The organism is Acidiphilium sp. AL, from assembly GCF_025499445.1.
Classification (GTDB): Bacteria; Pseudomonadota; Alphaproteobacteria; order Acetobacterales; family Acetobacteraceae; genus Acidiphilium; species Acidiphilium iwatense.
Window position 1 is genome coordinate 1 of sequence record NZ_JAIMBZ010000021.1, and the last position, 12,500, is coordinate 12,500.

Annotated in this window: 10 protein-coding genes, 1 tRNA gene, 2 rRNA genes and 1 pseudogene (1 of these 14 running past the window's edge); 3 read left to right on the forward strand and 11 right to left on the reverse strand. The window is 57.2% G+C overall.

The features are described 5' to 3' along the window. Positions 1 to 433: 433 nt before the first annotated feature. From AiwAL_RS12530 to AiwAL_RS12540, 3 genes are all read right to left on the reverse strand, one after another. Complete coding sequence (locus AiwAL_RS12530) at positions 434 to 1,417, reverse strand: LysR family transcriptional regulator (RefSeq protein WP_262312787.1); 984 nt, start codon at positions 1,415 to 1,417, stop codon at positions 434 to 436. Between the two features lie 315 nt (positions 1,418 to 1,732). Continuing rightward, positions 1,733 to 2,212, reverse strand: coding sequence for a DUF4440 domain-containing protein (locus tag AiwAL_RS12535; RefSeq protein ID WP_262312788.1), 480 nt, complete (start codon positions 2,210 to 2,212; stop codon positions 1,733 to 1,735). Between the two features lie 45 nt (positions 2,213 to 2,257). Then, on the reverse strand, positions 2,258 to 3,004 hold the full coding sequence (locus AiwAL_RS12540) for an SDR family oxidoreductase (RefSeq protein ID WP_262312789.1): 747 nt from the start codon (positions 3,002 to 3,004) through the stop codon (positions 2,258 to 2,260). A gap of 241 nt (positions 3,005 to 3,245) precedes the next feature. On the opposite strand from AiwAL_RS12540, the gene AiwAL_RS12545 reads away from it, so the two are divergent. Then, on the forward strand, positions 3,246 to 4,061 hold the full coding sequence (locus AiwAL_RS12545; protein ID WP_262312790.1) for a DJ-1/PfpI family protein: 816 nt from the start codon (positions 3,246 to 3,248) through the stop codon (positions 4,059 to 4,061). Between the two features lie 66 nt (positions 4,062 to 4,127). On the opposite strand, the gene AiwAL_RS12550 is transcribed toward AiwAL_RS12545, so the two are convergent. Then, on the reverse strand, positions 4,128 to 5,075 hold the full coding sequence (locus tag AiwAL_RS12550) for a GlxA family transcriptional regulator (protein ID WP_262312791.1): 948 nt from the start codon (positions 5,073 to 5,075) through the stop codon (positions 4,128 to 4,130). 314 nt (positions 5,076 to 5,389) lie between these two features. Between AiwAL_RS12550 and AiwAL_RS12555 the strand changes: the two are divergent. Then, positions 5,390 to 5,785, forward strand: a pseudogene (locus AiwAL_RS12555) (SDR family oxidoreductase); the annotation flags it as partial. 43 nt (positions 5,786 to 5,828) lie between these two features. Here the strand turns inward: AiwAL_RS12555 and AiwAL_RS12560 are convergent. The 4 genes from AiwAL_RS12560 to AiwAL_RS12575 form a co-directional block, all read right to left on the reverse strand. Next, complete coding sequence (locus AiwAL_RS12560; protein WP_262312792.1) at positions 5,829 to 7,250, reverse strand: DHA2 family efflux MFS transporter permease subunit; 1,422 nt, start codon at positions 7,248 to 7,250, stop codon at positions 5,829 to 5,831. Between the two features lie 3 nt (positions 7,251 to 7,253). Next, the gene (locus tag AiwAL_RS12565) at positions 7,254 to 7,583 is read right to left on the reverse strand and encodes a hypothetical protein (RefSeq protein ID WP_262312793.1); all 330 of its coding nucleotides are present in this window, start codon (positions 7,581 to 7,583) and stop codon (positions 7,254 to 7,256) included. Positions 7,584 to 7,650: 67 nt separating this feature from the next. Continuing rightward, positions 7,651 to 8,097 carry a MarR family winged helix-turn-helix transcriptional regulator gene (locus AiwAL_RS12570; protein WP_262312794.1) on the reverse strand — a complete coding sequence of 149 codons (447 nt, stop codon included), beginning with the start codon at positions 8,095 to 8,097 and terminating at the stop codon, positions 7,651 to 7,653. Positions 8,098 to 8,175: 78 nt separating this feature from the next. Continuing rightward, entirely contained in the window at positions 8,176 to 8,874 is a 699-nt protein-coding gene (locus AiwAL_RS12575) for a DJ-1/PfpI family protein (protein ID WP_262312795.1), read from the reverse strand. A gap of 81 nt (positions 8,875 to 8,955) precedes the next feature. On the opposite strand from AiwAL_RS12575, the gene AiwAL_RS12580 reads away from it, so the two are divergent. After that, the gene (locus AiwAL_RS12580) at positions 8,956 to 9,894 is read left to right on the forward strand and encodes a GlxA family transcriptional regulator (RefSeq protein WP_408851637.1); all 939 of its coding nucleotides are present in this window, start codon (positions 8,956 to 8,958) and stop codon (positions 9,892 to 9,894) included. 197 nt (positions 9,895 to 10,091) lie between these two features. Here AiwAL_RS12580 and AiwAL_RS12585 read toward each other — a convergent pair. The 3 genes from AiwAL_RS12585 to AiwAL_RS12595 form a co-directional block, all read right to left on the reverse strand. Beyond that, positions 10,092 to 10,168 (reverse strand) — tRNA-Met (locus AiwAL_RS12585). A gap of 71 nt (positions 10,169 to 10,239) precedes the next feature. Beyond that, positions 10,240 to 10,354 (reverse strand): 5S ribosomal RNA (rrf, locus tag AiwAL_RS12590). 107 nt (positions 10,355 to 10,461) lie between these two features. Beyond that, positions 10,462 to 12,500 (reverse strand): 23S ribosomal RNA (locus tag AiwAL_RS12595) (it continues 711 nt past the right edge of the window).

Here is a 12,500-nt window from a genome sequence, read left to right on the forward strand (position 1 = left end):
CCATCGCCGCTCGGCGCGCATCACCAAAATGACCAAGCTCACCGCCTCGATTACCCACCTCATCCCTCCAAATCCAGGAGCGACGCAGGGAATCAGAGGTCAGACACGGGCGCAAGTAAATTGTGTGAATGCCGTAGCTCCATCAGGATGCAAACCGAGACTAAACATCCTCAATCTGCTTCTCTGCTAAACTCCAGGATTGAGTGATTATCTTTATAAGCGATTATTCCGCTATCCTTTGCCAATCAAACGCCGACATGAAGATTGCAATATGGAAATTTCAATTGCAGAATTACGTTTTCATATCTGGCTTAAGTATTAAGTAATAACCAAAAAGCACGGTAGCAACGCTATAAGCAACCACATTGTAATTACCTGAATTTCTTATCAAGGCTGCAGCTGACCACCTGCAGCCACCGCCTTAAAACATCTGTCAAGCGAACGGCCGATTGCTCGGTACATTCGGATAGCGTTCTCGTAACATAGATAGAAAAGCTTGCAGCGAAGGGTTAGCATTCATCGGGCGCCAGTAAACTCGAAAATTCAAACGCGTTGCGCCTTCTATATCATGAACCTCTCGAAACGTCACTCCTGGATATACCCCTCCCGTTGCACCTTCTAAGGCAAGCAAAATACCCCATCCCACGCCGACAAGGGTTAGAAAGCGGTCAAGCGCGACATCATGGCGAAGCAGACAACACGGATCCTGTCCTAGCTTAGAAATAACCAATTTTAAAAAGTCTGGTCCGGGCCCTCGTTGCGGTAGCAAGAGTGGCTGCTGACGCAAATCTTCCCATCGAACCACATCGTGTGTTGCTAAAGGATGGTCTTCCGGTAAAGCAACAACGACGCGTTCATTCCAAACTGACAGAGAGTTTCCATCCCACCGAGAACTTCGTTCGAGGATAAAAGCAATATCGATCATAGAGCTCGCTAAATCTGCGATCAAACGATCACCCGTTCCATCAATAAGCCGCGTCTCTACCTCTGGAAATCGACGATGAAAGTCCATTAGCGTTGCGCGAAAATTTCCGGCTGACAGAGACACATGGACACCTATAGTCAGACGACCAACCTCTCCTCGAGAACGATTCTTCAACCGCTCAGATATCGATTGAGTGTACTCAAGTATTTGTTTTGCTGATTCAATAAACTCTTGCCCTTCTACAGTCGGACGAGTGCCGCCGTTTGTCCGCTCGAATAGTACCGCGCCGAGTCGGTGTTCAAGTGCAAGTAAACGTCGACTGAGCGTAGACTGCTTTATGCTCAATGATTCTGCTGCTTGCCGGAGACTCCGATATTGAGCAGCGACGATGGCCCAATGCAGATCACGCACCTCTATGACACCCTGTTGTGGAAGGCTTTGCGTCATCTGACTTCGAATCTGCCCCTCGAAAATCATGACACCGCCTTTCATTCGACTAGCCTTGCACGTTCTTCGCCACACGCCGGGCTGTGACCCACCCTGCCGCCTGCTCTTTCTAGCGAACTCTTCAGGTTAACCACGTCAATTGCATCTGAAACAGTGGCCGCCCCCCTCACCCGCTCTATTATCCGGGATTCGCAGGGGGCAGCCTCTCATTAGCTCCAAGGTAGTATTATAGAATTAACTCCCGCGACATGCGGCTGAGATAGGCTGCACAGAACGTCGAGATCGCGACAACATCCCGCCAGGCTAAGTCGATTAGCTCAGAGCGTCAGCGCAAGGCGCCAGTGTCAACCACCGGCGCCGTTAGTTACAAACCTTGGCCGGGGTATTGTCCGACCACATGTCACGATGGATTTTCCATTCCCCACCTTGTTTGATCAGGACAATGATCTGCCTACCTTGCTCAACGACACGGCCCTTACTGTCATATATCTCCATTTCAGACATACTGGTCGCGGCGTCGCCACCACCATAGATCTCGTAATGGCTGAACTTGGCGCGTGCCACGAGATCTGGCCGTAGGTTCTTCTCAAAATAAGTAAGGATTGCGGCTCGACCGGAAACTGCCGTTTCGTTGGGCGGCAGAAGTTTGGCGTCATCGGTATATAGACGTGAAATCGCCTTGAGGTCACCCTTGGCGAGGTCGGTGGCAAACTGTTCTGTCACAGCCTTCACTGCAGCGTCGTCCGACGAGTGTACCGCGGTCGCGAGTGCTGGAGCAGCTTGTAGCGTAAAGGCCATTAAAGCTCCCATAAGGTATGAGACGAGCTTTAGTTTTGTCATATTAACTCCATCGGTAAAAAGTTTCAGGGGAGACGGCCATTGGCTTCAGAGCTGCGAGCAACCGCCATCGACCACTAGTTCTGTACCCACGACGTATCGGGACTCATCACTCGCAAGGTACAGCACCGCAGCGGCAATTTCTTCGGCTTGCCCCATTCTCCCGAGCGGAACTGTCGAAGCAAATTGCGTTTTAAACGTCTCCACCTCGACTTCTGACAAGCCTAATTTGCCTAGCAACGGCGTTTCAATTCCCCCGGGTGCGACGGCGTTGACACGGATTTTACGGTCGAGCAGTTCGTAGGACCAACTCCGCGCGAGCGAGCGGGCAGCGGCTTTGGCGGCCGCGACCAGTGATAGACCATGCTTGCCCGTCTGATCGATGAATGAAGTCGTCAGAATGACGGATGCGCCCTCACGGAACAAAGGCAACGCGGCCTGCATCGTCAATACCACGCCTTTGACGCTTACATCCATGATGTCGTCGTACTGGCGTACATTAATCGACGGGAGCGGCGTTGGAATTACATAGCCCGCGTTCGCGAACAGAATATCGAGTCCGCCGAATGCCTGCTGGACTTGGGCTGTAGCCGCTTGCATCGCGTCGCCAGATCGAACGTCAGCGGCAATGACAAGAGCCTCAACTCCGAGTTCCGCTTGTACATTGTCGAATCGCGATTTGTCACGGCCAGTGACAGCAACGCGAGCCCCCTCCTTGACGAATAGCTTTGCGGTGGCAAGGCCAATTCCACTTGTACCGCCTGTGATAAGCGCCGTTTTTCCTGCAAGTCGCATACCGAATTCCTCACGAACAGAGTGCAATAAGCGGCCACAGGCACGCTCATTGTTCGGATTAAACTTAGCGCCGCACAAAAGGTCTTAAAGGACGTAATTCCCTTAAAAAAGGACGTAAATGAAAAATTTATTTAAGGCGTAAAATGAGGGAAATTGGTCCTTTAGGGAACGACGATACTGCACTAAGTCTCGAGACGATCCCACAACAGGCCCGCCTCGCGGGACCGAATAGGAGAGCGATGTGTCTGACATTTTTGATAAAGCAATCTTGCAAGTAGCAAGCGAGGAAGGGCCCTCGCGGAGGCAGGCTATGCTCATGGGCGGTGCAGCGCTCGCTGCGGCCGCAGCTAGCAACCTTATTCCAGGCAAAGCACATGCGGCAACGATTAATGAAGCCCAAAAACCCGTCGACTTTCTGTTCGCGATATACCCCCACGGGACGCTTTTAGATTTCGCCGGCCCCCATGAAATCCTCACGCTCCTACCCAATACGAAGGTGCGATTCGCAAGCCCGGCCGGTGGTCTTGTCACGCTGGAGAACGGCGTCGTCTTCGGGCCAACCGAGAAGCTCGCCGACGTCACCGGCGTGGACGTAATCTGCGTGCCCGGCGGCCTCAACCTTTCGGCCATGATGAAACCCGAGATACTGGCCCACATCAAACGACTGTCTGAGACTGCAAAATACGTTACGTCAGTCTGCACGGGTTCGATTATTCTGGCTGCCTCTGGCGTACTGAATGGAAAGCGCAGCGCCTGCCACTGGGCGTTCTTGAACGACCTCAAGAAATACGGTGCAATCCCTGATCCTAGCCGTATCGTGAAGGATGGCCGCTTCATGAGCGGTGGTGGCGTCACCGCAGGGATCGATTTTGGCTTGGCGATAGCAGCAGAGCTGCGTGGCGCCCAGGCTGCTCAAGAAGCGCAATTGCTCGTCCAGTATGACCCGCAGCCACCGTTCCACGCCGGTAATCCGTCCGATGCGCCACCAAATGTTCGCAATGCGGTCTACAAAATGCTGCCTGGTTCGGAACACGGCCTGATGCAGCCGATTCTTTAGAACGGTAGTAAAACTAACAAAAATTATGCCACGCGACGCTCCCATAAATAGCGCCGAGGAGCGTCGCTAAATAGCATCTTCTTGACGCCCTGCGCGTCGAACCGCTTGTGGCGGATGGCCATACAACTTGACGAACGCCCGACGCATCCTTTCCGGATCAGTGAAGCCCACAGCTCTCGCGATTTGCTCGATGGGTTCGGACCCATTCCGCAAACGAATACAGGCCGCTTCGACACGCAAACGCTCCACTGCCTTCGCTGGCGTTTCACCTGTCTGGCGCCGGAAAGCCCGTCCAAACTGACGGACGCTCAGTCTAGCTGCCTCGGCCAACCGCTCAATCGGTAGCGGCTCCGCCAGATGATCACGCGAAAACGCGAGCGCCAAGCGGATACGATCTGAGTCTGGCTCCATCTGTGACATGGCTGAAAACTGGGACTGACCGCCTGAGCGCCGATATGGAACGACAAGCTCGCGCGCGACCTCACGCGCAACTTCCGTTCCGAAGTCGGCTTCAATAAGCGCCAATGCTAAGTCGATGCCCGCCGAGATACCCGCAGAAGTCCAGATGTTCTTGTCGGAAACGAAAATGCGATCCGCTTCGACTCTTACCAAAGGGTATCGCTTCTGGAGTTCTGGTGCGAGACGCCAGTGGGTGGTTGCGCGGCGGCCATCAAGAAGCCCTGCTTCAGCAAGCAAAAACGCACCCGTGCAAACACTTGCCACCCGGGCAGTACGCATAGCTAAATCCTTTGCCGCCGCGATGGCGCTAGGTTCTTGAAAAGGCCCGATATCGCCGCCGACAAAGACAACCGTATCGAATGCTAGATTGTGGAATGGCTGCGTCTGGATAGGAACTCCGGAGCTTCCAAAGACATCACCACCGAACTCCGAAATCACCGCAAAATGATAGGCTCCACCTTCAACAAAGCCATTCGCCTTTTCAAAGGCACCCAATGGCCCGGCAAGATCGAGGGTCTGATGATTTGGGCAAATGAAAAGACCGATATGATGCATTGTCTTAATCTAAGGGATTTTCGAAAATTTAGCCACTTCGTTCTTTTTGGCCGCCGCTTAAATGAAAAAATGCGCTTTTCTCGGCACCAGGCAGGTGCGCCCGACCACGAGGCCGTGGCATACTTATCAGACAGCTAGCTCAAGGCCCATCACATCATGTCAGAACTTGAGGATTTCGGTGAGTTTGGCAGCGTCCGCGTGCCCGTTCCTACAAGCCGTTTGAAACAGCTAAACCCAATCCCCGCAGACCTTCGGCACGCGGGACCAGCCCAACGTAACCCAACTCGCAACATGCGCCGGCATCAGTCTTCTTCTCCATGCAGGCCGTGGCTCCGATTTTTCGTCACGGCGCCTCGGTCATCCTGAGCACCTCGTTCATCATCCATGTGGGCCGGCCCGGCCTTTCCCTGCTCTCGGCCGCCAAGGCAGCCGTCCGGTCCCTCGCACGAACCTGGTCACGCGAATTTCTGAATCGCAAGATCGGGGTCAACACGATCACTCCCGGCTTCATCGACATGCCCCTGATCGGTCGGCATCGCAGCCTGGAAGAGCTTCAGGCGTTCCGCGACAAAGCCGCTGCGACGGTGCCCATCGGCCGTATGGGGACAGCGGAGGACATTGCCGCCGCGGCGCTCTATCTGGCCAGCGACGAGTCCAGCTACGTCGTCGGCGCGGAGCTGGTCGTGGATGGCGGTGTCTCGCAGATTTAAGGCTGGGCCATGGTAGCAGGCGAAATATCTGCAAGCTTCTCTTCTATCTTTCAGCATGCCTGACATCGTCCAAACGGCGGGGCAACCGGCGTGCGGCGAGGAAAACACAAGCCTGGAGTATGCAAAGAAGCAGAAAGGCCCAGGCGTACGCGCTTGTCACCGCCTGTCCGGAACTACGCGCCCCCAGCCGCCAGGCGAGGAAAGTCGCGCAAAGTGTTGTCATGATTGGCCCGCCGAGGCGCTGAGCGATGTTCAGCGAGGTGGTTGCCATGGGCAGATCTTGCTTAGGGATAGCGGCATACGCAGCGGTCATGGATGGCAAGCCGACGGCACTCATGCCCAAACCCCGCAGGAACAGCGCGGGGATTAGTATAAACAGGTTGAGCCCATGGAGCGCCAGATAAAGAAACGCCAGCGTGGCCATGAAACCCAGCAGCGCACCGCCCGCCGATAGGGCACGGATGCCAAACCTGTCGGTCAGCGCACCCATCTGCGGATAGGTCACCATCATGCCCAGCCCGAGTGGCGCCAGCATCCAGCCCATCTCGGCGGGCGCGCGGCCGCAAGCCTGAATCAGAAAGGCGGGAATAAGCATCTGTCCGGCGAACTGCACGCCGTTCGAGAGGGACTGCGTCACGACGGCGGCCAAAAACACCCGAATCTTGAACAACCGCAGATCAACCAACGCCGCATCGCCTTTGCGCCGCGCCGTCCAAAGAAAACCGGCAATCATGATGATACCGGCAGCGAGGGTCGCACGACCCGTCATCCGACCGATCTTGTCAGCGCCGTAGAGGCACAGCGCCAGTCCCGGCGACAGCAATGCAAGGCCAAGCCAGTCCAGCTTCTTGCGGGTGACCTCTTCCTGGTCTCGCGGCAGGAACAGAATGGCCAACAGGAAGGCGAGCGCGCCGACTGGCAAATTGACCAGGAAAAGCCAGCGCCATGACGCGTATTGCAGGATGGCCCCAGCGATGATGGGACCAAAGACCGGCGCCAGCAGAACCGGGAGCGCCATGTAACCGGCCACGCGCGCCATGTGCCTGCCTGCCGCCTTGGCGATCATCATCTGTGCCATGGGGGCGAGCAGCCCACCGCTGATGCCCTGGAGAATCCGGAACGCGATCAGGGTGCCCGCCGACCAAGCCAGCCCGCACAGCGCCGAGGACAAGGTGAACCCCACAAAACACCAAAGATAAAGCGATTTCGCACCGATGCGGCCGACCAGCCATCCGTTCAACGGCAGAGCCAGGGTCAACGCCAAAAGATAGCCGCTGGTGACCCACTGGATGATCGAGAAACTTGCGTGCAGATCTGCTGCCAGGCTGGACAGGGACACATTGACGATGGTGGCATCGAGCTGTGCCAGCAGGCCGCCAAACAAGGCGACGGCGGCGATTCTCCATACCGAGGGATCGAGCTTCGTATCCTTCGCGACATCTTCCGAGGCCGGGCCTTGGGGCATGCGTTATGAATGCTTCGGCGAATGGCCACCGTGGAAACGCCCGAATGTGCGGGCGGAAAACAGGCCGATCAGCAGAACGCCCGCGCCGGCGGCGATAACCTGATCGGCGGCATGCAGATTGAAATTGCCGACGCGAACAAGGAGCAGATAGGCCAAGACAAGGTTCGCAAATCCCCAAAGGACATTGACGGTTGAGGAAGAAAGCCCCTGCCCCGGCGGCTTGGCGAACGGGCTTTGAAACGCCTGTCCCATCATGCCGCTGACAAAATGCGGAACAGCATTGGCGAGAAAAACCCCGCCGAACAGATAAGATATGTCGTGAAGCCAATTCATGATTACGGGCTCCCTTTCAGAGGATAAATGCTGACAACATCCGGCGATTGGATCCGGTTGCAGCGGCCTATTCCGCCTCGCCCAGACGTTTGATCAACACGACCGCGGACATGAGTGTCTCCTGCTCCGAGGGCGTGAGTCTCGCCATGGCTTCGAGCAACCATTTCTGTTTCGCGGCACTGCGCCGATGTCGCGCCTGGATGCCAGTCTCCGTTAAAACGAACAGAACCTGTCGGCCATCGGTCGGATGCGGCTGGCGCGAGACCAGCCCCTCGCCTTCCAGTTCCGCGAGAGTGGCACCCATGGATTGCGGCTTGACCCCCTCTGCCCGCGCGAGATCGGCTGTCGTCATCGGACCGGCTTTATCAAGCCGCGCCAGCACCATGGTCTGGGACCATGTCAGCCCGTCCGGGTTGGTGTCGGCACGCAGGCGCCGCAAGAGCTGGCCGACCGCCAGCGAAAGCTCGGTAACGGCCGTTTCGAGAGGCGCGGGCATGCCGGAAGATCGATCCATGCCCTCCCCCTTACATAACAACAGCTAGACTTGCAAGTTTTCCTGTTAAATAAACAGTGCGGCGCAAGCGACGTTATCTCATGGCCGCCCGATACCAAGGCGGTTGGCGGCCTCGCGCGCTTCCGCCTCGCGGCGCGGCAGAATATCCGCCATCCGTTCCCGATAAGCTGCCAGGATCGCGGCCGGGGCGGTTTCCGGGCGTCCCGCGTCGAACGGCGGCGCGGGGGCATATTCAAGGCTGAGCTGAATGGTCTGCGCCTGTTCCACGCCACCGATCTCAGCCAGCACAGCCAGCGCGAAATCGATGCCCGCCGTCACCCCGCCACCGCTTATGATATTGCCATCACGCACCACCCGCCCGTCATCGGCGATCGCGCCGAACAGCGGCAGAAGATGCCGCCACGCCCAGTGACAGGCGGCCCGCCGGCCAACCAGCAGACCGGCAGCGCCAAGGATCAGCGAGCCGGTACAAACCGATGTGACATAGCGCGCCGCCAATCCCAGACGCCGGATCTCGGCAATGAAGGCCGAATCCAGCGCCGTGGCGGTCGTACGGCCGCCGCCCGGCACACAAATCAGATCGCAGGTGTCAATCTCCGCCAGCCGCCTGGTTCCGGCAAAGATCAGCCCCTCGCTCGGCACGTCGCCCCCGGCGGGGCTGGCGATGATCACCTCGCTATCGGGCCGGCGCACGAAAAACTGGTGCGGTCCAGTGAAATCGAGCTGGGTCATGCCGGGATAGATGGCGAAGACGATGCGGAAAGGCTGTTCGGTCATGGATGGCTCCTGATGCTGACGAAAGCATGCCCGAACCGCCCGATTGACCAAATGACAATGATCCCTCATTTTCTGACAGTGATGAAAAACATCGCCCTCTTCCTGTTTGATGATTTCCAGATCCTCGACGCCGCCGGCCCAACCACCGCGTTCGAGATCGCCGAGCGGCTCGCGCCCGGCTCCTACCGTCTCCTGATCCTTTCGACACAGGGCGGCACGATCCGCAGTTCGTCCGGCCTCGCCCTCGACAGCCTCCGGTCTGATGACGCGCCGGCCATGGACACGCTGATCGTGGTCGGCGGCAATGGCAGCCGACGGGCGATGCACCATCATGAAAACACCACCTATCTTCGCAGTCGCGCCCGGGATACGCGGCGTCTCTGCAGCGTCTGTTCCGGTGCCTTTCTGCTGGCCGCGGCGGGGCTGCTCGACGGTAAACGGGCAACGACCCACTGGCATCGGGCGGAAGAATTGCAGCGCCTCTTTCCGGCAATACGGGTCGAAGCCGATCGCATCCATGTCCGCGACGGCACGATCTGGACGTCCGCCGGCATCAGCGCTGGAATCGATCTGGCCCTGGCGCTGGTCGCGGAGGATCTGGGGGAAGCGGTCGCAAAACGTGTCGCGCAACAGATGGTCGTCTATTACCGCAGGCCAGGCGGGCAATCGCAATTTTCCGCGCTGGCCGAGCTGGGCAGCGATGCCACACCCTTCACGCCGCTGTTTGATTACATGCGTGGCCATCTCTCCGAGCGCCTGACCGTGGAGCAGCTTGCGGCGCGAATGGCGATGAGCCCACGCAACTTTGCGCGTGCCTTTGTGCGCGAGATGGGTATCAGCCCGGCCAAGGCAGTGGAACGGCTACGGTTGGAGGTCGCCCGCGAGCGCGTCGAGGCCTCCCGCGAGCCGATCGAAAAAATCGCTGCATCGACAGGATTTCATGATCCTGAACGGATGCGCCGGGTGTTCGTTCGCTATTTTGGTCAATCGCCACAGGCAATGCGCCGCGTTTACGCGTAGCCGAATACAGCTGGTTCTCCACGATGCGCATGGCTCCAGCAGTCATCCACGAATCATTCGACTGATCCCTGGCCTGCGCCCCAACCCTACGCCCTGCTTTTCTCCCGGGTGATTCCGGTATGATTCCGGGCGTTGGTTTCGGATGCGCAAAAGGCCGCCATGAAGCGGCCTAATACTTTGATATATAATGAAGGATCTGGTTGCGGGGATAGGATTTGAACCTATGACCTTCAGGTTATGAGCCTGACGAGCTACCGGGCTGCTCCACCCCGCGGTGGTTTTGGTGGCTGGTCTCCGGCTGATTGGTTTTCTTGGCGCCGGAAGATTGGTTGGATAGGTTGGAGGACCTGGCGGCGACCTACTCTCCCGTGTCTTGAGACACAGTACCATGGGCGCTGGGGGTTTTCACGGCCGAGTTCGGGATGGGATCGGGTGCGGGCTCCCCGCGATGGCCACCAGGTCGTCCAGCCTATCGATCGGGATCGATGACTGGTGATGGATTTGGTGCGTATGTGTGATTACCGAGACATAGAGGATGTCTATGCATGGTGGGGGTGGGTTGTAGTTGATCTCAAGTTCTATCGGGTGATTAGTACCGGTTAGCTGCGTGCGTTACCGCACGTCCACACCCGGCCTATCGACGTGATGGTCTATCACGACCCTCGGGGAGACCTATTTTCGAGGTGGGTTTCCCGCTTAGATGCTTTCAGCGGTTATCCCGTCCATACTTAGCTACCCGGCGGTGCCGCTGGCGCGACAACCGGTCCACCAGAGGTATGTCCATCCCGGTCCTCTCGTACTAGGGACAGCTCCTCTCAAGTCTCCAACACCCACGGCAGATAGGGACCGAACTGTCTCACGACGTTCTAAACCCAGCTCACGTACCACTTTAATCGGCGAACAGCCGAACCCTTGGGACCTGCTCCAGCCCCAGGATGTGATGAGCCGACATCGAGGTGCCAAACCTCCCCGTCGATGTGGACTCTTGGGGGAGATCAGCCTGTTATCCCTAGAGTACCTTTTATCCGTTGAGCGATGGCCCTTCCACGTGGAACCACCGGATCACTATGGCCGACTTTCGTCTCTGCTCGAGCTGTCGCTCTCGCAGTCAGGCGGGCTTATGCCATTGCACTCAGCAGCCGATGTCCGACCGGCTTGAGCCCACCATCGCGCGCCTCCGTTACTTTTTAGGAGGCGACCGCCCCAGTCAAACTGCCCACCATGCAGGGTCCCGGGCCGGGATAACCGGCCGCGGTTAGACATCAAAAGCGCGCAGGGCGGTATTTCAAGGGTGGCTCCACACAAGCTAGCGCCCATGCTTCGATGCCTCCCGCCTATCCTACACAGCACTCTTCTGATGCCACTGCAAAGTTGCAGTAAAGGTTCATAGGGTCTTTCCGTCTGACCGCGGGTACCCCGCATCTTCACGGGGAATTCAATTTCGCTGAGCCGATGCTGGAGACAGTGGGGAAGTCGTTACGCCATTCGTGCAGGTCGGAACTTACCCGACAAGGAATTTCGCTACCTTAGGACCGTTATAGTTACGGCCGCCGTTTACCGGGGCTTCAATTCAGAGCTTGCACTCCTCCTCTTAACCTTCCGGCACCGGGCAGGCGTCAGACCCTATACGTCGTCTCTCGACTTCGCAGAGCCCTGTGTTTTTACTAAACAGTCGCTACCCCCTCTTTTGTGCCACCCGCACATGGTTGCCCACATACGGGTCTCGCTTATCCCGAAGTTACGCGAGTAATTTGCCTAGTTCCTTCAACATCGTTCTCTCAAGCGCCTTGGTATGCTCTACCAGTCCACCTGTGTCGGTTTAGGGTACGGTCTATACGCTGGAGCTATTTCCCGGAATGCTCAAAAAGCCCGGCCAATCCGATAAGGCCGAACAACATCTCGCATTCGTCACTTCCAGCAGGCGGAGGAATATTCACCCCCTTCCCATCGACTACGGCTTTCGCCCTCGCCTTAGGGGCCGGCTCACCCTGCGCGGATTAACCTTGCGCAGGAACCCTTGGACTTTCGGCGACAGAGTTTCTCACTCTGTTTGTCGCTACTCATGTCAGCATTCGCACTTCCGATACCTCCAGGAGGGATCACCCCATCTCCCTTCACAGGCCTACGGAACGCTCCGCTACCGCGCATGAACCCTGACGAGATCATGCACCCACAGCTTCGGTATGTGGCTTTAGCCCCGTTACATTTTCGGCGCAGGATTTCTATTAGACCAGTGAGCTATTACGCTTTCTTTAAAGGATGGCTGCTTCTAAGCCAACCTCCTGGTTGTTATGGAATTCCCACATCCTTTCCCACTTAGCCACAATTTGGGGACCTTAGCTGGTGGTCTGGGCTGTTTCCCTCTCGACGATGGACCTTAGCACCCACCGTCTGTCTGCCGCATAAGACACTTCGGTATTCGGAGTTTGGTTAGGTTTGGTAAGACTTTGGGTCCCCCTAGCCCATCCAGTGCTCTACCCCCGAAGGCATACATACGACGATCTACCTCAATAGATTTCGCGGAGAACCAGCTATCTCCGAGTTTGATTGGCCTTTCACCCCTAGCCACAGCTCATCCCCGACTTTTTCAACAGGCGTGGGTTCGG